Below are 26496 nucleotides of genomic sequence, written 5' to 3' on the forward strand. Positions count from 1 at the left end.
CCGCATCGCGCGGCCTGAGGGCCCAGCGGTCAGCCGAGCTCGACCACTTTGTCCCACGCAAACGCGGGATTTTCCAGTTCCCCGGTGCGCCGGAAGATATAGCCGCGCGGGTTGCACACCACGCGCGTGCCGCTGTCGGTCACGTAATCGAATGAAGTATGCGTGTGGCCGTGGATCCACAGGTCCACGGGCGGCCGCACGAGTTCCGCCATGTCCGTGACGAATCCCGCCGACGCCAGGTCTTCCGCGTAACGCTCCGCCAGCGAGCGCAGATGCGGCGCATGATGGGTGACGACGATCGTCCGCCCGGCGAACGGCGTCGCGAGCCGCGCTTCCAGCCATGCGCGGCCGTGCCGGTGCAGCGCGATCGCGTCGGCGGGCGCGAAGTCCCGCTCCGGCGTGCCGCCCGCATGCAGCGCGGCTTCATGCGGCCACGTCACCTGGATCAATCCCTTGAAATCGAGCATCACGCGTCTGCCGGCCTCGATCGCGCGCGCGACGCTCGCATCGTCCGCGCCGAACAGCGTGAAATCGCTCCACAGCGTCGTGCCCAGCACGCGAAAGCGCCGCGCCGGATCGACGTACACGCCGTTGTTCAGATAATGCACGTTGTCGAGCGTATGCGCGGCGTCGCGCATCGCGGTTTCGAGCGCGCCGAATTCCCCGTCGTAGTACTCGTGGTTGCCCGGTACGTAGACCACCGGCACGTCGGGATCGAACGTCTCGGCGGCCCAGCGCAGGCCTTCCGCATGATTGTGGATGTCGCCGGCGAGCACGACGAGATCCGCGTCGGCATGGACGATCGTGTCGGGCGCGTTGCATTCGAGATGCAGGTCGGACAGCACGCGGATTCTCATGGCCATCGCTCCGGGGTAGGTGGCTTCAGCGCAGGACCTTGCCGGGATTCATCAGCCCGCGCGGGTCGAGCGCCGTCTTCAGCGTGCGCATGAGCGCCGTTTCGACCGGCGACTTGTAGCGCTGCGCATCGTCGATCTTCAACTGGCCGATCCCGTGTTCCGCGCTGATCGTGCCGTGGTGGCGATGCACGTTGTCGTAGACGATCCGGTTGATCGGCTTCTGGAATTCCGCGAGGAACGCCTTCGGGTCGCCGCCTTCGGGCGTCTGCACGTTGTAGTGCAGGTTGCCGTCGCCGAGGTGGCCGAACGTGACCATCCGCGCGCCCGGCGCGGCCTGCTGGATCGCCGCGTCGGTTTCGTCGATGAAGCGCGCGATCGACGAGATCGGCACCGCGATGTCGTGCTTGATGTTGAGCCCCTCGTCGGCCTGGGCGAGCGGAATGTGTTCGCGCAGGCCCCAGAACGCGCGCGATTGCGCGAGATTTTCCGCGACCACCGCGTCGACCACGAGCCCGGCCTCGAACGCCTCTTCCATCAGCTTCTCGAACAGCGCGCGCGCATGCGCTTCGCTCTCGTTGTCCGACAGCTCGAGCAGCACCGTCTGCGCATGGGGGCGGTCGAACGGGTAGCGCAGCTGCGGATAGTGCTTGCCGACGAGTTTCATGCAGAAGTCCGACATCAGCTCGAAGCCGGTCAGCAGCGGGCCGGCCGCGCGCTGCGCGAGCGCGAGGAAGTCGAGCGCCGCGTGCGGCGACTCGAGCGCGGCCAGCGCGGTGACCTGCGCGGCGGGCAGCGGATGCAGCTTCATCACGGCGGCCGTGATGATCCCGAGCGTGCCCTCCGCGCCGATGAACAGGTCGCGCAGGTCGTAGCCGGTGTTGTCCTTGCGCAGCCCGCGCAGGCCGTCCCAGATCTCGCCCTGCGGCGTCACGACCTCGAGCCCGAGGCACAGTTCGCGCGCGTTGCCGTAGCGCAGCACCGCGGTGCCGCCCGCGTTGGTCGACAGGTTGCCGCCGATCGTGCAGCTGCCTTCGGCGGCGAGGCTCAGCGCGAACAGGCGGCCGCCTTCGCGGGCGCGCGCCTGCACGTCGGCGAGGATCACGCCGGCTTCGACGGTGATCGTGTTGTTGTGCGGATCGAGCGCGCGCACGCGGTTCAGGCGCGCGAGGCTCAGCACGGCCTGGGCGCCGCTCGCGTCGGGCGTCGCGCCGCCGGCGAGGCCCGTGTTGCCGCCCTGCGGCACGAGCGCGACGCCGTGCACGTTCGCGAGCCGGACGAGCGCGGCGACTTGCGCCGTATCGGCCGGTTTCAGCACCGCGCACGCGCTGCCCTTGTAGCGGCGGCGCCAGTCGGTCAGGAACGGTTCGATGTCGTGCGGATCGGTCAGCACGCCGGCGGCGCCGATCGCGTCGCGGCAGGCGGAAACGAAGGCTTCGGAAGAAATCATCACGGTCGGTCGCGTAAGGGTCAGGACGCAGCGCGCTGCTTTTTGGCCGCGCGCTTGAACGGCGCGACGTAGGCAAGCGCAGCCACGAAGAAGCCGACGGCGAGCGCGGTCTCGCACCAGCCGAGCGTTGCGGACAGCCCGCGGTCGGACATGCCGCGCACGATGCCTTCGGCAAGATAGACGAGGATCAGCATGCTCGCCCACTGCATCGTATAGATGTTACGCCGCCAGACGCCGGGCAGCGCGAGCGCGAGCGGCACCGCCTTGAGCATCAGCGCCGAGCCGCCCGGGCGCAGCGGCGCGAGCCACAGCTCCCAGGCGAGCGACAGCGCGATCAGCGCGGCGAGGCACGCGGCGGCGGCCAGCGCGTAGTGCGGCCGGGCGGCGGCGGGGCGGGCGGGCGCGTTCATGCGGCGTCGGTCGCCTGGGCGGCGGCGAGCGCGGCCGCCGCGCGGGCGAGCCGCACGCCGAGCGCGGCCGCGAGCGCCTTTTCGTCGGCGGAGAGCCCTGCGGCCGCGCTGCGATCGTGCTGCGACACGTGCGACGCGCCGTAAGGCGTGCCGCCGGTGCGCGTCGTGCTGAGCGCGGCTTCCGTGTATGGGATTCCGACGATCATCATCCCGTGATGCAGCAGCGGCAGCATCATCGACAGCAGCGTCGATTCCTGGCCGCCGTGCAGGCTGCCGGTCGACGTGAACACGCTCGCCGGCTTGCCGGTCAGCGCGCCCGACAGCCATTGCGGGGTCGTGCCGTCGAGGAAATACTTGAGGGAGGCGGCCATGTTGCCGAAGCGGGTGGGCGAGCCGAGCGCGAGGCCCGCGCATTCCTCGAGATCGCGCAGCTCCGCGTACGGCGGGCCGTCGGCGGGGATGTCGGGGGCGGTGGCTTCGCAGACCGTCGAGACGGACGGCACCGTGCGGATGCGCGCCTGCATGCCGGGCACGCTGTCGACGCCGTTCGCAATCGCGAGCGCGAGGTCGCGCGTGGCGCCGTGACGGCTGTAATAGAGGACGAGAATGTCTTTCATGGGCGACGGGGCCGCGTGCGGCCGCGCGGATGCCCGGTGCAGTCGGCCCCTGCTGGATCGAGCGGCTATTATAGGGGCTGAAGTCGTCGCGCAGCGCGGCGGCGGCGCGCCGTCGGGCGCGCGGCATCAAGAAGGAGAAACCGTTTGCCGAAGTTGAGCGTCGATCTCGACACCATCAAGCGCCTCGCGCAGTTCGCGGCCCGGCGCAGCGCCGAGGATCGCATCCCGCAAGTGGCGGGCAGCCTCACGTTCACGACGATGCTGGCACTCGTGCCGCTCGTGACGGTCGCGTTCGCGCTGTTCACCGCGTTCCCGATGTTCTCGTCGTTCCAGATCTCGCTGCAGGGGTTCCTCGCGGACCACCTGATGCCTGCGCAGTTCAACGTCCAGATCTTCAAGTACCTGAACCAGTTCGCCGCGAAAGCCAAGGGGCTGACGACGGCCGGCCTGATCGTGCTCGTCGTCACGTCGGTGATGACGATGATGACGATCGAATCCGCGTTCAACCTGATCTGGCGCGTGCGCAAGCCGCGGCCGTTCGCGCAGCGCGTGCTCGCGTACTGGGCGCTGATCACGCTCGGCCCGCTGCTGTTCGGCGTGAGCCTGTCGATTTCGTCGTACCTGTTTACGCAGTCGCTCGCGTTCACAGGCGCCGCGCCGTCGACGTCGATCGTCGAGTGGCTGCTCGCGCTCGTGTCGCTGCCGCTGACCGTGCTCGCGTTCACGCTGCTGTACGTGTACCTGCCGAACTGCACGGTCGCATGGCGCGACGCTGTGATCGGCGGGCTGTTCGCGGCCGTCGCGTTCGAGCTCGCGAAGCGCGGCTTCGGCTATTACGTGCGGCGCATTCCGACCTATACGGCGGTATACGGCGCGTTCGCGGCGCTGCCGGTGTTCCTGCTGTGGGTGTATCTGAGCTGGTTCATCGCGCTGCTCGGCGCGATGGTCGCGTCCGCGTTGCCGGCGATCCGCGTCGGCCAGTTCCATCGCATCCACTATCCGGGCAGCGACCTGCTCGACGCGCTCGAACTGCTCGCGCGGCTGGCCGAGGCGCACGAGGTCGGCAAGGCGGGCTATACGGCGACGCGGCTCGCGACCATGTTGCGCTGCGACATGGAAACCGCGCAGCGGCTGCTGTTGACGATGGAGGAGCGGGAATGGATCGCGCGGCTGGATGGCGGTGAAGTCGGGCCGCGCTACATCCTGCTGGCGAACCCGGCGCACCTGACGCTCGCGCAGTTGTTCGACGTGCTGGTGATCGACCGCACCGAGCTGACCTACCAGCTGCAGCGGCGCCGCAGCCACGTCGATGGCGCGGCGTTGCTCGACGTGCTGACGAACGACCGGTTCGACGTATCGCTCGCGTCGCTGATCGCTGCGCACCGGCTCACAGGTGCACAGCCGGAGGAAAGCGTGCCCGGGCCGGTGCCCGACGGGGCGCCTGACCCGCACGCGCGGCCGCCGAAAACGGCGTGACGCGGTGCCGGCCGGGCGTTACAGCGCAATCTTGCCGGTGCAGATGTCCTTGAACATCACCCAATCGCCCATCAGGCTGTAGATCGGGTGCCGGAACGTGGCGGGGCGGTTCTTCTCGAAGAAGAAGTGTCCGACCCACGCGAATCCGTAGCCGCACACGACCGCGGCCGGCAGCCACAGCCAGTAGCCCGTCGCGATCGCCATCGCGACGCAGCCGATCACGCCGAGCGAGCCGATGAAATGCAGTCGCCGCGACGTCAGGTTCTGGTGTTCGTTCAGGTAGTACGGGTAGAAATCAGCGAAGCTGGCGAATTGCTCCGTATGCGTATGCGCCATGGCCGTCTCCTCGGGCCGCCGTCCATGCACCCATTGTGCGGCGGGCGGCCCGCGTCCGCAAGCGTCGGCAGCCGCGCCGCGCGGGCCCGCGCTTTCCTTTTGACAGGCTTTCCGATAGGATCGAAAGCGATTTGCATTCAAGCATGAGGGGACTACGATGCGCGTCAGCGATATTCTGAAAGTGAAGGGCAACACGCTGTTTACGGTGACGCCCGATAAGCCGCTGCGCGAAGCGGTCGATACGATGGCCGAACACGATATCGGTTCGCTCGTCGTGATGGAGTACGGCGATCTCGTCGGCATGCTGACGTTCCGCGAGATCATCCTGCGCCTGCATGTCAACGGCGGTGCGATCGGCGACGTGCAGGTGCGCAAGGTGATGGACGAGCCGCTCACCTGCACGCCGGAAACCGACGTCAACGAAGTGCGCCGGATGATGCTCGAGCGCCATGCGCGCTACATGCCGGTGCTCGACAAGAAGGTGCTGATGGGCGTCATCTCGTTCTACGACGTCGCGAAGACGGTCGTCGAGGCGCAGAGCTTCGAGAACCGGATGCTGAAGGCGTACATCCGCGACTGGCCGGAATCGGAAGCCGAAGCGCACAAATCGTGATGCACGCCGCGCCCGGTGCCATGTCGCGCGGGCGCTGCCATTCGACGGCCGGCGGCGCAGGTTCAGCCTGCGCCGCCGTTTTTTCAACAACAACAACACGAGGCCCGCGCAGCTTCGCCCAGACGATGCGCGCGTATTCCGCATGAGCGATCACACGCAAGTCTCTTCCGCGTCGCGCGACGAACGGCGCGCCCACGCGTCGCAGTTCGACCTGTTGCGCCAGCGCCGTTTCGCACCGTTCTTCACGACCCAGTTCCTGGGCGCGCTGAACGACAACGTGTTCAAGATCGGTTTCACGTCGCTCGTCACCTATCACACCGCGCGCTTCTCCGGTGTCGATGCGAAGACGGCCGCGTTCCTGATTTCCGCGATCTTCATTTTGCCGTTCGTGCTGTTCTCGGCCACGTCCGGCCAGATCGCCGACAAATACGACAAGGCGACGCTCACGCGTTTCGTGAAGACCTTCGAGATCGCGCTGATGCTGGTCGGCGCGGCCGGGTTCGTCACGCACAGTGCGACGCTGCTGTATCTGTGCACGTTCATGATGGGGATGCACTCGACGCTGTTCGGCCCCGTCAAGTATTCGTACCTGCCGCAGCATCTCGGCGAGCATGAGCTGGTCGGCGGCAACGGCCTCGTCGAGATGGGCACGTTCATCGCGATCCTGATCGGCACGATCATCGGCGGCGCGGCCGCGGGCATCGAAGGCAGCGGCGAGCGCGTGCTCGCCGTCAGCGTGGTCGTCATCGCGCTGGCGGGGCGGCTCGTCGCGCAACGCGTGCCGCCGACGCCGGCGCCGCAGCCCGATCTCGTGATCAACTGGAACCCGTTCAGCGAGACGTGGCGCAACCTCGGCCTCGCGAAGCAGAACCGCACCGTGTTCCTGAGCCTGCTCGGCATCTCGTGGCTGTGGTTCGTCGGCGCGACGTTCCTCACGTCGTTCTTCAATTTCGCGAAGGACGTGCTGTCCGCGAGCCCCGACGTCGTCACGGTCCTGCTCGCGACGTTCTCGGTCGGCATCGGCCTCGGCTCGCTGCTGTGCGAGCGGCTGTCGCAGCGGCGCGTCGAGATCGGCCTCGTGCCGCTCGGCTCGATCGGCATCAGCGTGTTCGCGATCGAGCTGTATTTCGCGAGCCGCTCGCTGCCGTCGCCCGGCCATCTGCTGTCGGTGGGGGAATTCCTGGCCGGTGGGCGCCACTGGCGCATCCTGGCCGACCTGTTCCTGCTCGCGATGTTCGGCGGTTTCTACAGCGTGCCGCTGTATGCGCTGATCCAGAGCCGCAGCGCGCCCACCCACCGGGCGCGGATCATCGCCGCGAACAACATCCTGAACGCGCTGTTCATGATCCTGTCGGCCCTGATGGCGATGGGGCTGACCCACGCCGGCGTCGATATCCCGGGCCTGTTCCTCGTCACCGCGCTGCTGAACGTCGTCGTCGCGACGTACATCTACCTGCTCGTTCCCGAGTTCCTGCTGCGCTTCGTCGCGTGGGTGCTGGTGCACACGTTCTACCGGATTCGCCTCGTGCATGCGGAGCGCATCCCGGCGGAGGGCGCGGCCGTGCTCGTGTGCAACCACGTGAGCTACGTCGATGCGCTCGTGCTGGCCGCCGCGAGCCCGCGGCCGATCCGGTTCGTGATGGATCACCGGATCTTCAAGGCACGTTTTGCGAGCTGGGTGTTCCGGCATGCGAAGGCGATTCCGATCGCGCCGCGCCACGAGGATCCCGACATGCTCGCGCGTGCGTACGACGCATGCGAGGCCGCGCTGAAGGACGGCGAACTCGTGTGCATCTTCCCCGAAGGCAAGCTGACCAAGACGGGCGACATCAACACGTTCCACCGCGGCATCACCGAAATCCTGGGCCGCACGCCGGCGCCCGTGATCCCGATGGCCCTGCGCGGGCTGTGGGGTAGCTATTTCTCGCGCCATTCCGATGCGCGGATGCCGCGGCCGATCAAGCGCGGCGTGATGAGCCGCCTGACGCTCGCGGTCGGCGAGCCGATGCCGGCCTCGGTCGCCACACCCGAGGCGCTGCAGGCCGCGGTGACCGAACTGCGCGGCGCGCGCAAGTAAAGCGCGGCGGGCCCGGCGGCAGCGTGCCGGGCCGGATGGATGGCCGACCCGTGTGGTCTGAACGGTTCACACGGCCCGCCGGCCCGGTGCGGCTGGCATAATAGCGGTTTACCTCTTTTTCTCGACCGGCAAACGATCGGCCTGCCCGCGGCCCCGGCAGCACATCGGTTTGTCCATTTCTCTTTGGGCGGTTCCATCATGTCCGGCAATACCCTCGGCACGCTTTTCACTGTCACGACCTTCGGCGAATCGCACGGTCCCGCGATCGGCTGCGTGATCGACGGCTGCCCGCCGGGAATGGGGCTGACCGAAGGCGACATCCAGTTCGAGCTCGACCGCCGCAAGCCCGGCACGTCGCGGCACGTGACGCAGCGCCAGGAGGCCGACGAGGTCGAGATCCTGTCGGGCGTGTTCGAAGGCGTGACGACCGGCACGCCGATCGCGCTGCTGATCCGCAACACCGACCAGCGCAGCAAGGACTACGGCAACATCGTCGAGACGTTCCGTCCCGGCCATGCCGACTACACCTACTGGCAGAAGTACGGCATCCGCGATTACCGCGGCGGCGGCCGTTCGTCCGCACGCCTGACCGCGCCGATCGTCGGCGCGGGCGCGGTCGCGAAGAAGTGGCTGCGCGAGCGTTTCGGCGTCGAGGTGCGCGGCTACATGAGCTGCCTCGGCGACATCGACGTGCCGTTCGTCGACTGGTCGCATGTGCGCGAGAATCCGTTCTTCTCGCCGAACGCGGCGATCGTGCCGGAACTGGAAGCCTACATGGACGCGCTGCGCAAGGACGGCGACTCGATCGGCGCGCGCATCGACGTCGTGGCGTCGGGCGTGCCGGTCGGCTGGGGCGAGCCGGTATTCGACCGTCTCGACGCGGATATCGCGAAGGCGATGATGAGCATCAACGCGGTGAAGGGCGTCGAGATCGGCGCGGGCTTCGACAGCGTCGCGCAGCGCGGCTCGGTGCACGGCGACGAACTGACGCCGGCCGGCTTCGTCGGCAACCATGCGGGCGGCGTGCTCGGCGGGATTTCGACCGGGCAGGACATCACCGTGTCGATCGCGATCAAGCCGACGTCGAGCATCCGCACGCCGCGCCGTTCGATCACGAAGGCCGGCGACGAGGCGACGGTCGAAACCTTCGGCCGCCACGACCCGTGCGTCGGCATCCGAGCGACGCCGATCGCCGAGTCGATGCTCGCGCTGGTGCTGATCGATCATGCGCTGCGCCATCGCGCGCAGTGCGGTGACGTCGAGACGTCGACGCCGAAGATTGCCGGCAGCGCGACCTGATGCGCGCGGGCCGGCATCCGCCGGCTCGACCGATACGATGCGAAACGGGGCGCCTTGAGCGCCCCGTTTTCATTGGGCTGCCGGTGCCGGTGCCGGCGGTGGCGGCGCGGCCGATTCACGCACCCGCAGTTCCGGCTGTACCGCGTAACCGGGGCCGGTTTCGCCGTTCCCGAGCGCGTCGAGCAACGCGTGCGCGGCCTTGCGCCCGATCGCAGCGGTGTCGACCCACATCGTCGTCAGTGACGGCCGGATTTCACGCGCCAGCGCGACGTCGTCGAAGCCGGTGATCGACAATTGCGACGGCACGTCCAGCCCCAGTGCCTGCGCCTCGAGCAGCGCGCCGAGCGCGAGAGCGTCGTTGCCGCAGATCACGGCCGTCGGGCGCGTCGCACCGCTGTCGGCAATCGCGCGCAGGCTCGCCCGGCCGAACGCGATCGTTGCCGCGCCTTCGTGCTGGTGGACCGGGCGCACCGCGAGGCCACGCGCGGCAAGCGTGTCGTGAATGCCGCGCAGGCGGGCCTGCACGCGGTCGTTGTCCGCAGAAGGCTGCATGATGATCGCGAAATCGCGATGGCCGAGGTCGAGCAGGTGCGTGGTCAGCCGCGCGAATGCCGCGCGGTTGTCGAAGCCGATGCAGCAGTGCGGGCTGTCGTCGCGATACGCGTAGGTCACGACATACGGCACGCGATGCTGGTGCAGCAGTTCGAACACTTCCGGCGGATATGCTTCACCGACCAGCGACACGGCTTCCACGCCGCGCGACAGCATCGCGCGCACCTGCGCCAGCGCTTGCGCGGGGTCGTAATTGGAGCAGCCGAGAAAGAGGGTGATGCCGTGCTCGGCCATGACCGCCTGCATTCCCGCGACCTGCGACGCGAACACCTGGTCGTCGAGCGTCGGGATGATCGCGCCCGTGATGTGGGTGCGCGTGGACGCGAGTGCACGGCCGGCGGCGTTCGGAATCCAGTTCAGCGCGCGTGCGGCGTCGCGCACGCGCTGCTGTACGTCGGCCGATACCTTGCCGGGATCGTTGTACACCCGCGAAACGGTCGCGGTCGACACGCCGGCGAGTTTCGCGACATCGCCGAGCACCGACCTGCCGCTGCCGCGGCGTGCGCGCGCCGCGCCGCCGCCGGAAGGAGGCGTGCTCATCGAGCCCCCTTGGCCGCGGCTGCGGCGTGGACGCCGCCCGTTCTCAAAAACGCCATCGTTTACCCTCGATTCATCGTCGTCCCGCTTGCATTTCCAATCCGGCCTGTGAGAATGTAAGCGCTATCTTGATGCGAATCCGTATTATGTCAGACATAGATTCCTGCTGCATTGCGAAGTTTTCGTCGACGTCGGCCTTTCTGGCCATTTTGTTTGTCTCAAATGTAAGCGGTTACATTCGATGATGAATCATGTAAAGCCACCGCGGATCGCCGTCGTCGGCAGCGTCAACGTCGATCTCGTCACGCGCGCGCCGCGTCTGCCCGTACCGGGCGAAACACTGCTCGGCACCTCGTTCCAGACCGTCCACGGCGGCAAGGGGGCGAACCAGGCGGTGGCCGCCGCGCGCCTCGGTGCGTCGGTCGCGATGATCGGCTGCGTCGGCAACGACGCGTTCGGCGCACGCCTGCACGACGCGCTCGCGGCGGAGCGGATCGACGTCACGCACCTGCGCCGGATCGACGGCGAGGCAACCGGCGTGGCCACGATCACGGTCGACGCACACGGGGCGAACAGCATCGTCGTCGTGCCCGGAGCGAACGCCTGCGTCGATGCCGCGTTGATCGACGCGTCGCGCGACGTGATCGCCGGCGCGGCGCTGATGGTGTGCCAGCTCGAGGTGCCGATCGAGACCGTCGCGCGCGCCATCGGCAGCGCCATCGCCCATCGGACGCCCGTGCTGCTCAATCCGGCGCCCGCCCGGCCGCTGTTCGACGCATTGCTGGCCCGCATCGACTACCTCGTCGTCAACGAAACGGAAGCGGAGTCGCTGACCGGCATCGCCGTCGGCGACGACGCATCGGCGGTGCGCGCCGCCGATGCGCTGTGCGCGAAGGGTGTCGGCAACGTGCTGGTCACGCTGGGCGCGCGCGGCGTCTGCTGGCGAGGGATTGCGGGGCAGGGCCGCCATCGGGCGAGGGCGGTGGTCGCCGTCGATACGACGGCGGCCGGCGACACCTTCGTCGGCGGCTTCGCGGCGGCCCGGGCGAGCGGTGCGTCGATGGATGACGCCATTGCGTTCGGCCAGCACGCGGCCGCGATCAGCGTGACGCGCCACGGCGCGCAGACCTCGATTCCGACACGCGAAGAAGTGGAGCGTGCGGCCGTATAGATTCCGCGACGACGGAACGGGCAGCAGCCCCGCCAACCATGCAGGACAATGGAGACAGACGCAATGAACGAGAATCACGCAGTTCCGACGGCGCCGCCACGCATCCGGCGCGGACAACGTATCGCGCTCGCGCTGCTGATGGTGAGCGGGATCGTCAACTATCTCGACCGCGGCACGCTGGCCGTCGCGAGTTCGGCCATCCGGAACGATCTTGGGCTGTCGCTCTCCGAGATGGGCTTGCTGCTGTCGGCGTTTTCGTGGAGCTACGCGCTATGCCAGTTCCCGGTCGGCGGACTCGTCGATCGCATCGGGCCGCGCCGCTTGCTGGGCGTCGGACTTATCGTCTGGTCGCTCGCGCAGGCGGCGGGTGGCATCGTCTCCACCTTCGGCTGGTTTATCGTCGCGCGTATCGTGCTCGGCATCGGCGAGGCGCCGCAGTTCCCGTCGGCGGCGCGGGTGGTGAGCAACTGGTTTCCGCTGCGTGCGCGCGGGACGCCGACCGGCATCTTCAACGCGGCATCGCCGCTCGGCACCGCGCTCGCGCCGTTGCTGCTGGCGGTGCTCGTCGCGTCGTTCAACTGGCGCTGGGCGTTCGTCGCGACGGGGGCGCTCGGCCTCGTCGTCGCCGTCGTCTGGTTCGCCCTGTACCGCGATCCGGCGCGTGCGCAACTGACGGCAGCGGAACGTGCGTATCTCGACGCCGATGCGCAGACGGCCGTCGCGATGCCGAAGCTGACCTTCGCCGACTGGCGCAGCCTGTTCTCGCACGGCACGACCTGGGGCATGCTGATCGGATACTTCGGTTCCGTGTATCTGAACTGGGTCTACCTGACCTGGCTGCCGGGCTACCTGACGATGGAGCGTCACATGAGCCTCCTTCGCACCGGGTTCGCGGCGTCGGTGCCGTTCCTGTGCGGATTTGTCGGCTCGCTGGTCGCCGGCTGGCTGTCGGATGTGGTCACGCGCCGCAGCCGCTCGCCGGTCGTGAGCCGGCGCAACGCGGTCGTTGTCGCGATGCTCGGGATGGTCGCATTCACGATTCCGGCCGCGCTCGTGCAGAGCAATACGGTCGCGCTCGCGTGCATTTCGGTCGTGATCTTTCTCGCCAATGCGGCATCGGCGTGTTCGTGGGCGCTCGCGACGGCGGCCGCGCCGCCGAGCCGCATCGCATCGCTCGGCGCGATCCAGAATTTCGGCGGTTTCATCGGCGGGGCGCTCGCGCCTATCCTGACGGGTGTGATCGCGCAGAAGTGGTCGTTCGTGCCCGCGCTGCTGACGGCGGCGGCAATCGCATTCGCCGGTGCGATGGCCTACCTGCTGCTGGTTCGCAAGCCGATTCCCGAACAGGCCGCGAGCACCGCGTCCGGCGCGCTGCCGGCCTGAGCGCCGCGGCGACATCACGTATTCAAGAAAGCAAGGAGAAACAGATGCAACACCATCAGCAGTCGAGCGCGACCATCGAGGGGATCGTACCGGTGATGCTGACGCCGTTCGACGACGCTGGGGCCATCGATTACGCGGGGCTCGAGCGACTCATCGAATGGTATCTGGCGCACGGTGCGGATGCGCTGTTCGCGGTCGCACAATCGAGCGAGATGCAGTTCCTGAGTCTGGCCGAACGGGCCGAACTCGCGCGCTTCGTGGTCGAACGCGTGGCCGGGCGCGTGCCCGTCGTCGCGTCCGGGCACATCAGCGACGATCTCGATGCGCAGGTCGCCGAGTTGCGCGCGGCGGCGGAATCGGGCGCACAGGGCGTCGTGCTCGTGACCAATCGGCTCGACCCGCAGCGCAAAGGCAGCGCCGCGTTGCTCGACCATCTTCACAAGCTGCTGGCGCGCCTGCCGTCGGATCTGCCGCTCGGCTTGTATGAATGTCCGGCGCCATACCGCCGATTGCTGTCCGATGACGAACTGCGTGCGTGCATCGACACCGGCCGCTTCGTGATGCTCAAGGACGTGAGTTGCGACCTGGAGACGGTGAAGCGGCGCGTGGCGCTCGCCGCGGGGTCGCCGCTGAAGATCCTGAATGCGAACGCCGCGATCGCGTGGGATGCGATGAAGGCGGGCTCCGCCGGCTTCAACGGCGTGTTTACCAACTTTCATCCGGATCTGTATCGATGGTTGCGCACGCGGGGCGACTCGGATCCGGCGCTCGCCGACGAGTTGTCGACGTTCCTGGTGGTCTCGGCCGTGTCGGAAGCACTGGGCTATCCGGCGCTGGCGAAGATCTATCACCAGCGGATCGGCACGTTCGCGTCGATTCGCTGCCGCGCGATCGACTACGACGTGCGCGAGCGGTTCTGGGCGCTCGATGCGGTGCTCGACAAGATCGTGTCCGGTACCGAGCACTTCCGTCGGCGGATCGCGGCGCGCTGACGGGGCCGCTCTGGCGTGCCATGCATGAGTCGCACGCCGGAGCGCGGGCAGCGCAGCATCGACGGTCGAATGGGTGAAAAAAAACGCCGCGCGAGGCGGCGTTTTCCGGCAGCTTACATGTTCGGGTAATTCGGCCCGCCACCGCCTTCCGGCGTGACCCACACGATGTTCTGCGTCGGGTCCTTGATGTCGCAGGTCTTGCAGTGCACGCAGTTCTGCGCATTGATCACCAGCCGATCGCCGCCGTCGTCGTTCTTCACGAACTCGTACACCGCCGCCGGGCAGAAGCGGGCCTCCGGCCCCGCGTACGTGCGCAGGTTCACGTTCACCGGCACGTTCGCATCCTTCAGCGTCAGATGCGCCGGCTGATTCTCCTCGTGGTTCGTGTTCGAGATGAACACCGACGAGAGACGATCGAACGTCAGCTTGCCGTCCGGCTTCGGATACTCGATCGGCGTGCATTGCGACGCCGGTTTCAGCATCTCGTGATCCGCATGCTTGTGATGCAGCGTCCACGGCACGTTGCCGCCCATCATCTTCTGCTCGAGCCCGACCATCAGCGTGCCGAGATACAGCCCCTTGGCCATCCACTGCTTGAAGTTGCGCGCGCGGTACAGCTCCGTGTACAGCCACGATTGCTTGAACGCATCCGGATACGCGTTGAGCTCGTCCGACTGACGGCCGGCCTGCACCGCATCGAACGCGGCATCCGCCGCCAGCATGCCGGTCTTGATCGCCGCGTGGCTGCCCTTGATCCGCGACGCGTTCAGGAAGCCCGCGTCGTCGCCGATCAGCGCGCCGCCCGGGAACACCGTCTTCGGCAGCGACAGCAGCCCGCCCGCCGTGATCGCGCGCGCGCCGTACGACACGCGCTTGCCGCCTTCGAGGAACGCGCGGATCGACGGATGCGTCTTGTAGCGCTGGAATTCCTCGAACGGCGACAGGTACGGATTCGTGTAGCCCAGGCCCACCACGAAGCCGACCACCACCTGGTTGTTGTCCATGTGATACAGGAACGAGCCGCCGTACGTATCGGACTTCAACGGCCAGCCGGCCGTGTGGATCACGAGGCCCGGCTTGTGCTTGGCCGGATCGATTTCCCACAGCTCCTTGATGCCGATCCCGTACGCCTGCGGATCGGCGTTCGCGTCGAGCTTGAACTTCGAGATCAATTGACGGCCGAGGTGGCCGCGGCAGCCTTCGGCGAACAGCGTGTACTTTGCGTGCAGCTCCATGCCGAGCTGGAAGTTCTCGGTCGGCTCGCCGTCCTTGCCTACGCCCATGTTGCCGGTGGCGACGCCCTTCACGGAGCCGTCGTCGTTGTAGAGAATCTCGGCAGCCGGGAAGCCCGGGAAGATCTCGACGCCGAGCGCTTCGGCCTGTGCCCCCAGCCAGCGCGTGACGTTGCCCAGCGAGATCACGTAGTTGCCGTGGTTCTGGAAGTTGGCGGGCAGCGCCCAGTTGGGCGTCGTGACCGCGCTGTTCTCGGACAGGAACAAGAAGCGGTCTTCCGTCACCGCGACGTCGAGCGGCGCGCCGCGTTCCTTCCAGTCGGGGAACAGTTCGGTGATCGCGCGCGGGTCCATCACCGCGCCCGACAGGATGTGCGCGCCGATCTCGGAACCCTTCTCGAGCACGCACACGCCGATCTCGGTGCCTTTCTCGGCGGCCAGCTGCTTGAGCCGGATCGCCGCCGACAGCCCGGCGGGGCCGCCGCCGACGATCACGACGTCGTATTCCATCGATTCGCGCGGGCCGTACTGCTCGATGAGGCTTGCGGGGGTCATTGGCGTTCCTCTAACCGTTAGAATGCTTTTATTCGGGAGCGTATTGTCTGCGAAACGAAACGCTTGCCGCAACAGCATGCGAATAGATTAGCACGATCGTTCTATTTTTTGTGCCAGGGTTATGCTGCGTGGGGCAGGGCGCCCGTCGCGGCGAAACGATATCGAAAGGGGATGTGCAATGGGTCGATCGATCAATCTGGAAGGCAAGGTCGCGCTGGTCACGGGCGCATCGAGCGGTCTCGGGCAGCGCTTCGCGCAGGTGCTGTCGCAGGCCGGTGCGAAGGTCGTGCTCGCGAGCCGCCGCGTCGAGCGCCTGAAGGAACTGCGCGCGGAGATCGAGGCGGCGGGCGGTGCCGCACACGTCGTGTCGCTCGACGTCACCGACGTGCAGAGCATCAAGGCGGCCATCGCGCACGCGGAGACGGAAGCCGGTACGATCGACATCCTCGTGAACAATTCGGGCGTCTCGACGATGCAGAAGCTCGTCGACGTCACGCCGGCCGATTTCGAATTCGTGTTCGACACCAACACGCGCGGCGCGTTTTTCGTCGCGCAGGAAGTCGCGAAACGGATGATGATGCGCGCGAACGGCAACGGCAAGCCGCCGTACCGGATCATCAACATCGCGTCGGTGGCCGGCCTGCGCGTGTTCCCGCAGATCGGGCTGTATGCGATGAGCAAGTCGGCGGTCGTGCAGATGACGCGCGCGATGGCGCTCGAATGGGGCCGCCACGGGATCAACGTCAATGCGATCTGTCCGGGCTATATCGATACCGAAATCAATCATTACCTGTGGGAAACCGAGCAGGGCCAGAAGCTGCAGTCGATACTGCCGCGCCGGCGCGTCGGCAAGCCGCAGGATCTCGACGGGCTGTTGTTGCTGCTCGCGGCCGACGAGTCGCAGTTCATCAACGGCTCGATTATCTCCGCCGACGATGGCTTCGGCCTCGCCTGAGTGGATGACACTCAGCAACAAAGAAGACTGCAATGAGCGAATATTCCCCCGTATTTGAAATGTCGATGCCGATCCGCTGGGGCGACATGGATGCGTTCGGCCATGTGAACAACACGGTCTATTTCCGCTACATGGAACAGGCGCGGATCTCGTGGTTCGAGGAACTCGGCATCGCGGGCGGCAACGGCGAGGGGCAGGGGCCCGTGATCGTCACGGCGTCGATGGAGTTCCTGAAGCAACTGCACTATCCGGGCGACGTGATCGCGCGGATGTCGGCCGCGAAGCCGGGCCGCAGCAGCTTCGACACCGGTTTCGAGCTGACGCGCGCGGACGATCCGCAGCACGTCTATGCGCGCGGCAATGCGCGCTGCGTGTGGGTCGACTATGCGCTCGGCAAGTCGGTGCCGCTGCCGCAACTGCTGCGCGATACGATCGAGCGCGCGCTCGCGGCGAAGGTCGGCTGAGCGCGGCGGCATCGACGCCGGTGCACGGGCGCCGGTGTGTCGCCATTTCCTGAAGTTCTCCCGAATCGGCCGCGTCACGCGGCCGATTGCCATTGCGGCGCGCGTGTTACTGGCCGAGCAGGCGCTGCAGCAGCTCCGGCGTATTGTTCGTGCCGTACTTGCGCATCAGCCGCGCGCGGTAGATGTCGACCGTGCGCGAACTGATGTCGAGCATGCGCCCGATCTGCTTGCTGGTCTTGCCGGTCGCGAGCTGCGCGGCGATCTCGCGTTCGCGCGGAGTCAGCTCGACGGCGACGCGGCGTGTCGCGCTCAGGTCCTCGAAGGTCCAGATGCCGGCCGCAAGCGGCGCGGTGCGGTCGAGCGCGCGGCCGGTCACGTGGCACCAGAACAGCTCGCCGTCGGCCCGTTTCATGATTCTGTCATCGGCGTAGATGCCGTTCGCGATCATCACCCGCGAAATGCGTTCGCCGATCCGCTGGAATTCGCCCGGCGACGGATAGAGCACCTCGTACGACTTCCCGAGCAGATCGGCGCGCGCGCAGCGGAAGATCGACGCGAGCGCGTCGTTGCAGTCCTCGATCACGCGGTCGCGCGACATCACGAGGCCGAGCGGCGCGAGGTGAAAGGCAGTCTGGTAATCGAGAGCGGGCATGGCGCAGGCAGGCGGAGGGAAATGCTTATGTATTTTTGCGTATTGTGCCGTATCCACGCCGCATCGTACCCTTTCAGGCATCTCGCGGTGGTTTGCCGCGATATAAAAACAGCGCGCCTCGACGCAGGTATCGCCGTGCATGCATAGAATGGTGCGGCGGGCTTGCGGCCCAGTGGGCGCGTGAACCGGTTTTGCTGGTTTCCATAGAGGAAGGGACATACAGATGAACAAAGTCTATCCAAGCGCGGCCGCCGCGCTGGAAGGGATCGTCCGTGACGGACAGACCTTCGCGGTGGGCGGCTTCGGCCTGTGCGGGATTCCCGAGGCACTGATCGCGGCACTGCGCGATTCGGCCGTCAAGGGCATCACCTGCATCAGCAACAACGCGGGCGTCGACGGCTTCGGTCTCGGCCTGCTGCTGGAAACGCGCCAGATCAAGAAGATGATCTCGTCGTACGTCGGCGAGAACAAGGAGTTCGAGCGCCAGTACCTGGCCGGCGAACTCGAGCTCGAATTCACGCCGCAGGGCACGCTCGCCGAGAAGCTGCGCGCGGGCGGCGCCGGCATTCCCGCCTTCTTCACGAACACCGGCTACGGCACCGTGATCGCCGAAGGCAAGGAAACGCGCCAGTTCGGCGATCGCCACTACGTGCTCGAGCCGTCGCTGACGGCCGACGTCGCGCTCGTGAAGGCGTGGAAGGCCGACAAGTCCGGCAACCTGATCTATCGCCGCACCGCGCGCAACTTCAACCCGATGTGCGCGATGGCCGGCAAGATCACCGTCGTGGAAGTCGAGGAGATCGTCGAGAACGGCACGCTCGATCCGGACCAGGTCCACACGCCGGGCATCTTCGTGCAGCGCATCGTGCTGAACGCGACGCCCGAGAAACGCATCGAACAACGCGTCGTACGCGCGAAAGGAGACTGACATGGCCTGGAATCGTGACCAGATGGCCGCGCGCGCGGCGAAGGAACTGCAGGACGGCTTCTACGTGAACCTCGGCATCGGCCTGCCGACGCTCGTCGCGAACCACGTGCCGGAAGGCGTCGAGGTGTGGCTGCAGTCGGAGAACGGCCTGCTCGGCATCGGCCCGTCGCCGACGGAGGACGAAGTCGACGCGGATCTCATCAACGCCGGCAAGCAGACCGTCACGACGCTGCCGGGCTCGTCGATCTTCTCGTCGGCCGATTCGTTCGCGATGATTCGCGGCGGCCACATCAACCTCGCGATCCTCGGCGCGATGCAGGTCAGCAAGACGGGCGACCTCGCGAACTGGATGATCCCGGGCAAGATGATCAAGGGCATGGGTGGCGCGATGGATCTCGTCGCGGGCGTGAAGCGCGTCGTCGTGCTGATGGAGCACGTCGCGAAAGGCGACCAGCACAAGATCCTCGACGAATGCAACCTGCCGCTGACGGGCGTGGGCGTGGTCGACCTGATCATCACCGATCTCGGTGTGATCGAAGTGACGCCGGCCGGCCTGAAGGTGCTCGAACTCGCCGACGGCGTGAGCGCGGAAGAGATCCAGGCGAAGACGGGCGCACCGCTCGATGTAAGCGCGGTCGCCTGAGCATCGTTCTTTCCGCATGACCCTCGACGCCCCGCGTTCCGTCAGGAACGCGGGGCGTTTTGCCATCACCGCACGCGTCACGCGATCGCGCCGCCGCCGTCGATCAGCACCGTCGAACCGGTCGCGTAAGGCGTCGTGGCCAGGTAGACGATCGCGTTCGCGACGTCCTCGGGCTGGCCCACACGGCGTGCGGGCAGGCGCTGGGCGGCGCCGGCGTACATCGCATCGCGCGCGTCGGGGGCGAGCTTGTCCCACAGCGGCGTCGCGATCAGGCCCGGCGACACGGTGTTCACCCGCACGGGCGCCAGCTCGAGCGCGAGGCCGCGGGCGAGCGCCTCGAGCGCCGCGTTGATCGCACCCTGCAGCACCGACGACGCGCTCGGCCGCACGCTGAGGTAACCCGACACGAATGTCAGCGAACCGCCGGGTGCGATGTCGATCGAGCGGGCGATGCGGTATGCGCCCCAGAACTTGCTGTCCATCGCAGCCTGCGCGTCGGCAAGCGGCAGTGCGCGCAGCGGGCCCGTGGCCGTCTTCGCGGCCGAAATCACGACGTAGTCGAACTGGCCGACGCGCGCGCAGAACGCTTCGACGGCCGCCGTATCGGTGATGTCGAGCGCTTCGGTGCGCACGTGCCCGTCCGGCGCGACATCTGCACCGGCCCTGGCCGGGTCGCGCGATGCGATCGTCACGGCAGCGCCGCGTTGCGCGAAGGCTTTCGCGGCCGCGGCGCCGATACCCGAGCTGCCGCCGACGACAAGTACTTTCTTTCCGTGGAGTGGATCGTTCATGGTGTTGTGCCGATGAGAGGAGGTGAGTGGAACCCGGTCAGATCGTTTCGGCTTCGCGCAGCGTCGACGGGCTGCGCAGCGCGAAGCGGGCGATGTCGTCCTTGCGCATGAAGGCCACCCCCGGATGCGATCGGGCGTAGCGCAGGAAAGCATCCCACGCGCGGACCATCTGCGGCGTGCCGCTGATCCGGTCGTGCGCGCTGATCGACATCAATCTGCGCCGCTGCCCGGCTTCCGCGTACAGCTGGTCGAAATCGAGCTTGATCTGCTCGAGAAACATCGTCGGCGAGTAGTTGCGGCCCTCGATCAGCAGGATGTCGTTGTTGCGCAGCGTGTACGGGACGACCACGAAATCGCGACCGCCGACGGTCTCGATGAACGGCTCGTCCCGGCTGACGTCGTCGATGTGATACACGTAACCGAGTTCCTGCAGCAGCGGCAGCGTGTGCGGGCCGCGCCGCAGCCAGTTGCAGTTGTAGCCGACCGGGCGCTGTCCCGTCACCGCTTCGACCATGTCGCGTGCTTCGGTGAGGAAACGACGCTCGTCGTCGCGGGTCATCGCGAATTGCGAGCGCCATGTCGGGCCGTGTGCGGCCGCTTCGTGGCCGCGCGACACGATCTCGCGCGCCAGTTCGGGATGCCGGCGTGCGGCTTCCCCGATCATGTGCGACGTGACTTTCACGCCGTGCCGATCCCACAGGTCGAGCAGGCGCGGAATCCCTTCACGATAGCCATACGCGAACCACGTGGCCGACGCCAGATCGACCGGCACCGACGATGGAAATTCGACGGGCGGGAACGGGCTGTCCGCGCCCTTCGGCGGTTGTCCGCCGGCCTCGAATTGCATCGAGATCGAGATGACCAGACGCGTATCGTTCGGCCAGAATCCGCCGGCGCGCGTGTCTTCCTGCGGTGCCGGCGCGGCGGCGGCCGGCTCCGAGGCGCCCGCGACCATCGCGACGCCGGCCGCCAGCCCAGCGCCGGCCTGTGCCAGAAACGTGCGGCGCGCCGGAGGCGTCGCCGAATGGGAGTCGTTGTAGGTCATGGTCCTCTCCGTCAGCCGACGAGCCCGAGCTGACGCATCAGCGTCAGGTTGTCCTCGATGTGCCAGTTTTCCGCAATCCGGCCGTGATCGATCCGGTAGATGTCGGTCGCGATGAAGTCGACCGTCTGCCCGCTGCCGGCCGTGCCATTGAACGTGCCGGTGAAGTGCCCGCGAAAATGCAGGTGCACGACGACCCGGTCGCCCGCGACGATCATCTGCTCGATGTCGCAACGCAGGTCCGGGATGGCCGCGCGCATCGTTTGGGATGCCGCGAGCGGCCCCGGGACGCCCTGTGCGCGGCCGGCCGGAAGCGTCCGGTCGATGAAGCCGGTGGCGAGTGCCGTTTGGGCGAGGCTGGCGTCGCCGGTATCCCAGAACGTGCCGTAGCGACGCGCGGCGAGGATCTGCGCGCGTGCCTTCTGGGCCGGCAGGTCGGCCGCGACGGTCAGGCTGTGCGGCTCGACGAGGCCGGCCGCGTGGGAGGTGGCCGGCGACAGCGCGACGACGCAGGCGGCCGCGGCGATGATGCGGGTGATCGGGCGAGCGGCCGAAAGAAGGCGAATCGACATGGTTTCGGGTGTCCTGTGGATGGCGTCGTGCGACGACGCGGAACAGGTATGGTAGGTTTTCGATTTCCATCTAAATACGGTCGGAAATCGAATGGATTATTCGAAAAAAGGAAAGGTTTGCTCGAGACCGGTGCCGCGATGCTGATCGACGATCTCCCGGCGCTCGATACCTTCGCGAGGATCGTGTCGGCCGGCAGCCTGTCGGCGGCGGCGCGCGAACTCGACCTGTCGCTGTCCGTCGTCAGCAAGCGGCTTGCGCATCTCGAATCGCAGCTCGGCGTGCGTCTGCTGCACCGGACGACGCGGCAGCAGACGCTGACCGACGACGGTGCGCAGTTCCACGCGCAGGTGCTGCGTATCCTGGCCGAAGTCGAGCGTGCCGAAACGCTGATGAGTGATCGCCGCGGCACGGTCGGTGGGGTGCTGCGCGTGACGGCGCCGGGCGAGCTCGGCCGGCTGCGGATCGCGCCGCTCGTCGCGGCGTTTCAGCGGCGGCATCCCGAACTGATCGTGCAACTGATGCTGACCGATGCGATCGTCGATCTGCTCGCGCATGACATCGATGTCGCCGTGCGGATCGGCAGCCTCGCCGATTCGACGATGATCGCCCGCGAGCTGGCGCCCAATCATCGTGTGCTTTGCGCGTCGCCGGGCTATGTCGCCGCGCACGGTTTGCCGGCTGAACCGGCCGAGCTGCGTGCGCACCGATGCATCGTGATGGGCGACCAGCCGCGTGCCGAGTGGCGGTTCGACGGCGCACAGGGCACGGTTGCGGTCGAGGTGACGGCCGCGCTGCTGACGAACGACGGCGGCGCGGCGCGTACGTTGGCGCTGGAGGGCGCGGGCATCGCGCTGAAGTCGATCTGGGACGTCGGTGCCGATCTCGATGCCGGTCGGCTGGTCCGCGTGTTGCCGGCATTCGCGGCGCCCGCGGCGCCGCTTCATGCGGTTTATCCCGGTGGTCGTCACGTGCCGTTGCGCGTGCGCGCCTTCGTCGATTTCCTGCGCGAGCAGTTGCGCGGCGCATGGGGCCGCGGCGGCTGAGCACGCTGCGAACGATGGGCGTGCGTGACGACCTGCGTTGACGAAGCGGTTTACAATCGTTTGCATCGGGCGGCGCACGCGTTGCCCGCCGCGCCGCCTCTGTTCGACAGGATCCCAACGATGCCGATCACCTCAGCGAATCCCCCGGTTCCCCGTCAGCGACGCGTGCAGTGCGCAAGCGTCGCCGGCCTTCACCACGTCGCCTATACCGAATGGGGCGACCCGGCCAATCCGCGCGTGCTGGTCTGCGTGCATGGCCTGACCCGTTCGGGGCGCGACTTCGACCGGCTCGCCGCCGCGCTGTCCGATACGTATCGCGTCGTCTGCCCCGACGTCGTCGGGCGCGGTCGCTCCGACTGGCTCGCCGATCCGCGGCATTACGCGATTCCGCAATACGTCGCCGACATGGTTACGCTGATCGCGCGGCTCGACGTCGAGTCGGTCGACTGGTTCGGCACGTCGATGGGCGGGCTGATCGGCATGGCGCTCGCGGGGTTGCCCGGTTCGCCGCTGCGCCGGATGATCGTCAACGACGTCGGCCCGCGCATCGAACCCGATTCGCTGACGCGCATCGGCGAATACCTCGGCGTGCAGCCGCGCTTCGCGACCGAGCAGGAAGGCGTCGACTATCTGACATCGCTGTCGTTGCCGTTCGGGGAGTTGACCGCCGATGAATGGCGCGAGATCAACCGGCCGTTGCTGCGCGAGCTGCCCGACGGCGGCTGGACGATGCGCTACGATCCGCGCATCGCCGAGCCGTTCAAGGCGACGACGCCCGAGCTGGCCGCCCTCGGTGAGGCCGCGCTGTGGCGCGCGATCGAGACGACCGATGCGTCGCTGCTCGTCGTGCGCGGCGCCGAGTCGGACCTGTTGTCGCGCGAGACCGCCGCCGAGATGGTGCGCCGCGGCCGGCATGTGACGCAGGCGGAAATTCCCGGCACGGGGCACGCGCCGGCATTCCTGAACGCCGAGCAGATTGCGCTCGCGCGGCGGTTTTTCGTCGAAGGCGCCTCATAAACGCGTCATAATATGCGGTTCGGCGCCGCGCCGTCGCCGATTCTTCACCACTCAAACGACCGGAACATTCCATGGCAGTCATTCGTCACCACGTCGGAGCCCGTCTCTCCGAAACCGCGATCCACAACGGTACCGTGTATCTGGCTGGCCAGATCGCCGAAGACACCACCCAGGACATCAAGGGCCAGACGCGCGAAGTGCTGGGCCACATCGACCGCCTGCTCGCCGAAGCGAACAGCGACAAGGCGCATCTGCTGTCGGTGCAGATCTACATTTCGGATCTCGCGAACTTCGAAGGCATGAACGCGGAGTGGGACGCGTGGGTCGCGCCGGGCAACACGCCGCCGCGCGCGACCGTCGAGGCGAAGCTCGCGGATCCGGCGCTGCTGGTCGAGATCGTCGTCGTCGCCGCGCAGCGGAGCTGAGCGAAGCATCACGATGACCGCAATACGCCAGGCCGTGCGATGACCGAGTCCGTTACCGCTTCTTCCGTCGCGGCGCCGTCGTTCGACGACGTGCTCGCGTTCGTGCGCGAGCGGGCCGGCGACGCGCGCCTGTCGACGGGCGAACTGCTCGCCGATCACTCGGCGGGCACCGCGTCGATCATGCGCACGTTGAACGTCGACCCGCACGCGATGCAGGCGGCCGCGCTGTTCGTGCTGACGCCGCACCTGAACGATCCCGAGCGGGAACTGACCGAACGGTTCGGCGAAGAGGTCGCGCGGCTCGTGTCCGACGTGCGCAAGCTGCTGCGGCTCGGCACCGTCAGCCTGCGCGCCCAGAATGCGATGCCTGAAGCCGGGCGCGACGCGGCGGAAGAGCGGCGCACGCAGATCGAGGCGCTGCGCAAGATGCTGCTGGCGTTCGCGCAGGACATCCGCGTGGTGCTGATCCGGCTGGCGTCACGGTTGCAGTCGCTGCGGTATTACGCGGCGGCGAAGATCGATCCGCTGCCCGACGTCGCGCGCGAGACACTCGAGATCTACGCGCCGCTCGCGAACCGTCTCGGCATCTGGCAACTGAAGTGGGAGCTCGAGGATCTCGCGTTCCGCTTCGAGGATCCGGTCACCTACAAGCGCATCGCCAAGCTGCTCGACGAGAAGCGCGTCGAGCGCGAGGCGTACGTCGCGCAGGCGATCGAGCGGCTCCAGCACGAACTGGCGGAAGCGCACATCCCGGCCGACGTGAGCGGGCGGCCGAAACATATCTACAGCATCTGGCGCAAGATGCGCGGCAAGGAGCTCGACTTCGCCGAGCTGTACGACGTGCGGGCGTTCCGCGTGATCGTGCCGGACATCAAGGATTGCTACGCGGTGCTCGGCATCGTGCATCACCTGTGGCAGCCGGTGCCGAAGGAATTCGACGACTACATCTCGCGCCCGAAGCCGAACGGCTACAAGTCGCTGCATACGGTCGTGATCGGCGACGACGGCCGCGCGTTCGAGGTGCAGATCCGCACGCAGGAAATGCACCGCTTCGCGGAGTACGGCATCGCCGCGCACTGGCGCTACAAGGAAGCCGGCGCGCGCGGCTATGGCGGCCAGTTCTCGGCGAGCGACAAGTACGACGAGAAGATCGCGTGGCTGCGCCAGCTGCTCGCATGGAAGGACGACGTCGAAGTGTCGGGCGACCAGGCGTGGGCCCAGCTGCGCGAGACGTCGCTCGACGACGACCACATCTACGTGCTGACGCCGCAGGCGCGCGTGATCGCGCTGCCGCAGGGCGCGACGCCGGTCGATTTCGCGTACCACCTGCACAGCGAGCTCGGCCATCGCTGCCGCGGCGCGCGCGTCGACGGCGTGATGGTGCCGCTGAACACGTCGCTCGCGAACGGCCAGACCGTCGAGATCGTCGCGGTGAAGGAGGGCGGCCCGTCGCGCGACTGGCTGAACCTGCAGCTCGGCTACCTGAAGAGTTCGCGTGCGCGACAGAAGGTGCGCGCGTGGTTCAACTCGATCGAGCAGGAAGAGAACATCGCGCATGGCCGCGCGCTCGTCGAAAAGACGCTGCAGCGTGAGGGCAAGACGTCGGTCAATCTCGACAACCTCGCCGCGAAGCTCGGCTTCAAGTCGCCCGACGAACTGTTCTCGGTCGTCGGCAAGGAAGAATTCAGCCTGCGCCACGTCGAGCACGCGCTGTCCGATGCGCCGCCGCCCGAGCATGCGCCCGAGGCGCCCGCCGATTTCGAGAAGCGCAGCAGCGGGGCGAGTGTCGCGCACGGCGCGTCGACCGGCGTGCTGGTGGTCGGCGTCGATGCGCTCTTGACCCAGCTTGCGCGCTGCTGCCGTCCGGCGCCGCCCGACCCGATCAGCGGTTTCGTCACGCGCGGCAAGGGAATGTCGATTCACCGCAGCGACTGCCCCACCTTCCGGCGGATGGCCGAACGGGCGCCGGAGCGCGTGCTGCAGACCACCTGGTCGGCCGACGTGCTGGGCGGACGCGGCGCGTCCGTCTATCCGGTCGACCTGATGATCGAGGCGAGCGACCGGCAAGGCTTGCTACGCGACATCTCGGAAGTGTTCGCGCGCGAGAAAATGAACGTGGTGGGCGTGAAGACGCAGAGCCGCCGCAATGCGGCGTTCATGCAGTTCACGGTCGAGGTGTCGAATTCCGCGCAGGTGCAGCGTGCGTGCACGCTGCTTGGCGAAGTAGCGGGCGTCGTGCGGGCGGGGCGCAAGACGTGACTTCCCTGTAATGGGGCCGGAATACGAGCCTTTTGCTGCGGCCGCATAAAACACTTGCCAAGTCGGCGCTGGCTCCATATAATCTTAGCT

26 protein-coding genes are annotated in these 26496 nt (G+C 67.3%); 15 read left to right on the plus strand and 11 right to left on the minus strand.

Annotated elements, in window-relative coordinates; translation table 11 throughout:
* Window positions 1-29: 29 nt before the first annotated feature.
* The 4 genes from ABIC50_RS04455 to wrbA are packed head-to-tail and all read right to left on the minus strand — an operon-like array spanning window position 30 to window position 3331.
* Window positions 30-857, minus strand: coding sequence for a metallophosphoesterase (locus ABIC50_RS04455; protein ID WP_105830858.1), 828 nt, complete (start codon window positions 855-857; stop codon window positions 30-32).
* Window positions 858-882: 25 nt separating this feature from the next.
* On the minus strand, window positions 883-2304 hold the full coding sequence (locus tag ABIC50_RS04460; protein WP_354162183.1) for an FAD-binding oxidoreductase: 1422 nt from the start codon (window positions 2302-2304) through the stop codon (window positions 883-885).
* A gap of 20 nt (window positions 2305-2324) precedes the next feature.
* Window positions 2325-2714, minus strand: coding sequence for a DUF2069 domain-containing protein (locus ABIC50_RS04465; RefSeq protein ID WP_175744521.1), 390 nt, complete (start codon window positions 2712-2714; stop codon window positions 2325-2327).
* Window positions 2711-3331 (minus strand): NAD(P)H:quinone oxidoreductase, encoded by a 621-nt coding sequence (gene wrbA, locus ABIC50_RS04470; protein ID WP_126227603.1) that lies wholly within the window; start codon window positions 3329-3331, stop codon window positions 2711-2713. The genes ABIC50_RS04465 and wrbA overlap by 4 nt, the downstream gene beginning before the upstream one ends.
* 144 nt (window positions 3332-3475) lie before the next feature.
* Between wrbA and ABIC50_RS04475 the strand changes: the two genes are divergently transcribed.
* Complete coding sequence (locus ABIC50_RS04475; RefSeq protein ID WP_165751289.1) at window positions 3476-4807, plus strand: YihY family inner membrane protein; 1332 nt, start codon at window positions 3476-3478, stop codon at window positions 4805-4807.
* An 18-nt stretch (window positions 4808-4825) separates the two neighbouring features.
* On the opposite strand, the gene ABIC50_RS04480 is transcribed toward ABIC50_RS04475, so the two are convergent.
* Window positions 4826-5143, minus strand: a complete 318-nt coding sequence (locus ABIC50_RS04480; RefSeq protein WP_105830862.1) for an Mpo1-like protein — start codon at window positions 5141-5143, stop codon at window positions 4826-4828.
* Window positions 5144-5300: 157 nt separating this feature from the next.
* Here ABIC50_RS04480 and ABIC50_RS04485 point away from each other — a divergent pair, with 157 nt between their 5' ends.
* The 3 genes from ABIC50_RS04485 (at window position 5301) to aroC (ending at window position 9132) form a co-directional block, all read left to right on the plus strand.
* Window positions 5301-5756: a CBS domain-containing protein gene (locus ABIC50_RS04485; protein WP_006755543.1), complete on the plus strand. Its 456-nt coding sequence runs from the start codon at window positions 5301-5303 to the stop codon at window positions 5754-5756.
* A 142-nt stretch (window positions 5757-5898) separates the two neighbouring features.
* Window positions 5899-7833 carry an MFS transporter gene (locus ABIC50_RS04490; RefSeq protein ID WP_011656656.1) on the plus strand — a complete coding sequence of 645 codons (1935 nt, stop codon included), beginning with the start codon at window positions 5899-5901 and terminating at the stop codon, window positions 7831-7833.
* A 198-nt stretch (window positions 7834-8031) separates the two neighbouring features.
* Entirely contained in the window at window positions 8032-9132 is a 1101-nt protein-coding gene (aroC, locus tag ABIC50_RS04495; protein WP_354161889.1) for a chorismate synthase, read from the plus strand.
* 69 nt (window positions 9133-9201) lie between these two features.
* Here aroC and ABIC50_RS04500 read toward each other — a convergent pair whose 3' ends face one another.
* Window positions 9202-10284: a LacI family DNA-binding transcriptional regulator gene (locus ABIC50_RS04500; RefSeq protein WP_354161891.1), complete on the minus strand. Its 1083-nt coding sequence runs from the start codon at window positions 10282-10284 to the stop codon at window positions 9202-9204.
* A gap of 238 nt (window positions 10285-10522) precedes the next feature.
* Here ABIC50_RS04500 and rbsK point away from each other — a divergent pair, with 238 nt between their 5' ends.
* From rbsK to ABIC50_RS04515, 3 genes are all read left to right on the plus strand, one after another.
* Window positions 10523-11452, plus strand: a complete 930-nt coding sequence (gene rbsK / locus ABIC50_RS04505) for a ribokinase (protein ID WP_354161894.1) — start codon at window positions 10523-10525, stop codon at window positions 11450-11452.
* A 63-nt stretch (window positions 11453-11515) separates the two neighbouring features.
* Window positions 11516-12835, plus strand: coding sequence for an MFS transporter (locus ABIC50_RS04510; protein WP_354161897.1), 1320 nt, complete (start codon window positions 11516-11518; stop codon window positions 12833-12835).
* A gap of 44 nt (window positions 12836-12879) precedes the next feature.
* On the plus strand, window positions 12880-13827 hold the full coding sequence (locus tag ABIC50_RS04515) for a dihydrodipicolinate synthase family protein (RefSeq protein ID WP_212069957.1): 948 nt from the start codon (window positions 12880-12882) through the stop codon (window positions 13825-13827).
* A gap of 113 nt (window positions 13828-13940) precedes the next feature.
* Here ABIC50_RS04515 and ABIC50_RS04520 read toward each other — a convergent pair whose 3' ends face one another.
* On the minus strand, window positions 13941-15614 hold the full coding sequence (locus tag ABIC50_RS04520; RefSeq protein ID WP_354161901.1) for an electron transfer flavoprotein-ubiquinone oxidoreductase: 1674 nt from the start codon (window positions 15612-15614) through the stop codon (window positions 13941-13943).
* 178 nt (window positions 15615-15792) lie between these two features.
* Here ABIC50_RS04520 and ABIC50_RS04525 point away from each other — a divergent pair, with 178 nt between their 5' ends.
* Both ABIC50_RS04525 and ABIC50_RS04530 read left to right on the plus strand, forming a co-directional pair.
* Complete coding sequence (locus ABIC50_RS04525; RefSeq protein ID WP_011656663.1) at window positions 15793-16569, plus strand: SDR family oxidoreductase; 777 nt, start codon at window positions 15793-15795, stop codon at window positions 16567-16569.
* 32 nt (window positions 16570-16601) lie between these two features.
* On the plus strand, window positions 16602-17033 hold the full coding sequence (locus ABIC50_RS04530) for an acyl-CoA thioesterase (RefSeq protein ID WP_006753331.1): 432 nt from the start codon (window positions 16602-16604) through the stop codon (window positions 17031-17033).
* A gap of 106 nt (window positions 17034-17139) precedes the next feature.
* Here ABIC50_RS04530 and ABIC50_RS04535 read toward each other — a convergent pair whose 3' ends face one another.
* Window positions 17140-17685, minus strand: a complete 546-nt coding sequence (locus ABIC50_RS04535; protein WP_011656664.1) for a PAS and helix-turn-helix domain-containing protein — start codon at window positions 17683-17685, stop codon at window positions 17140-17142.
* A gap of 223 nt (window positions 17686-17908) precedes the next feature.
* On the opposite strand from ABIC50_RS04535, the gene ABIC50_RS04540 reads away from it, so the two are divergent.
* Window positions 17909-18613: a CoA transferase subunit A gene (locus ABIC50_RS04540; RefSeq protein WP_011545238.1), complete on the plus strand. Its 705-nt coding sequence runs from the start codon at window positions 17909-17911 to the stop codon at window positions 18611-18613.
* 1 nt (window position 18614) lies between these two features.
* Entirely contained in the window at window positions 18615-19256 is a 642-nt protein-coding gene (locus tag ABIC50_RS04545) for a CoA transferase subunit B (protein WP_354161904.1), read from the plus strand.
* 77 nt (window positions 19257-19333) lie between these two features.
* Here the strand turns inward: ABIC50_RS04545 and ABIC50_RS04550 are convergent, their stop codons facing one another.
* From ABIC50_RS04550 to ABIC50_RS04560, 3 genes are read right to left on the minus strand one after another with little or no spacing between them, the layout of a single operon-like run.
* Window positions 19334-20047 carry an SDR family oxidoreductase gene (locus tag ABIC50_RS04550; protein WP_354161907.1) on the minus strand — a complete coding sequence of 238 codons (714 nt, stop codon included), beginning with the start codon at window positions 20045-20047 and terminating at the stop codon, window positions 19334-19336.
* Between the two features lie 37 nt (window positions 20048-20084).
* Complete coding sequence (locus tag ABIC50_RS04555) at window positions 20085-21092, minus strand: polysaccharide deacetylase family protein (RefSeq protein WP_354161909.1); 1008 nt, start codon at window positions 21090-21092, stop codon at window positions 20085-20087.
* An 11-nt stretch (window positions 21093-21103) separates the two neighbouring features.
* Entirely contained in the window at window positions 21104-21661 is a 558-nt protein-coding gene (locus ABIC50_RS04560) for an ester cyclase (protein WP_354161912.1), read from the minus strand.
* A 138-nt stretch (window positions 21662-21799) separates the two neighbouring features.
* On the opposite strand from ABIC50_RS04560, the gene ABIC50_RS04565 reads away from it, so the two are divergent.
* The 4 genes from ABIC50_RS04565 (at window position 21800) to ABIC50_RS04580 (ending at window position 26406) form a co-directional block, all read left to right on the plus strand.
* The gene (locus ABIC50_RS04565; RefSeq protein ID WP_354162186.1) at window positions 21800-22705 is read left to right on the plus strand and encodes a LysR family transcriptional regulator; all 906 of its coding nucleotides are present in this window, start codon (window positions 21800-21802) and stop codon (window positions 22703-22705) included.
* 120 nt (window positions 22706-22825) lie between these two features.
* A complete protein-coding gene (locus ABIC50_RS04570) occupies window positions 22826-23722 on the plus strand; it encodes an alpha/beta fold hydrolase (protein ID WP_354161915.1) in 897 nt (298 codons plus the stop codon).
* A 71-nt stretch (window positions 23723-23793) separates the two neighbouring features.
* A complete protein-coding gene (locus ABIC50_RS04575) occupies window positions 23794-24147 on the plus strand; it encodes a RidA family protein (RefSeq protein WP_006758848.1) in 354 nt (117 codons plus the stop codon).
* Window positions 24148-24186: 39 nt separating this feature from the next.
* Window positions 24187-26406, plus strand: coding sequence for a RelA/SpoT family protein (locus ABIC50_RS04580; protein WP_354161918.1), 2220 nt, complete (start codon window positions 24187-24189; stop codon window positions 26404-26406).
* The last annotated feature ends 90 nt before the right edge of the window (window positions 26407-26496 follow it).

It is taken from the genome of Burkholderia sp. 567, assembly GCF_040545115.1.
In the GTDB taxonomy this organism is placed as follows: Bacteria; Pseudomonadota; Gammaproteobacteria; order Burkholderiales; family Burkholderiaceae; genus Burkholderia; species Burkholderia ambifaria.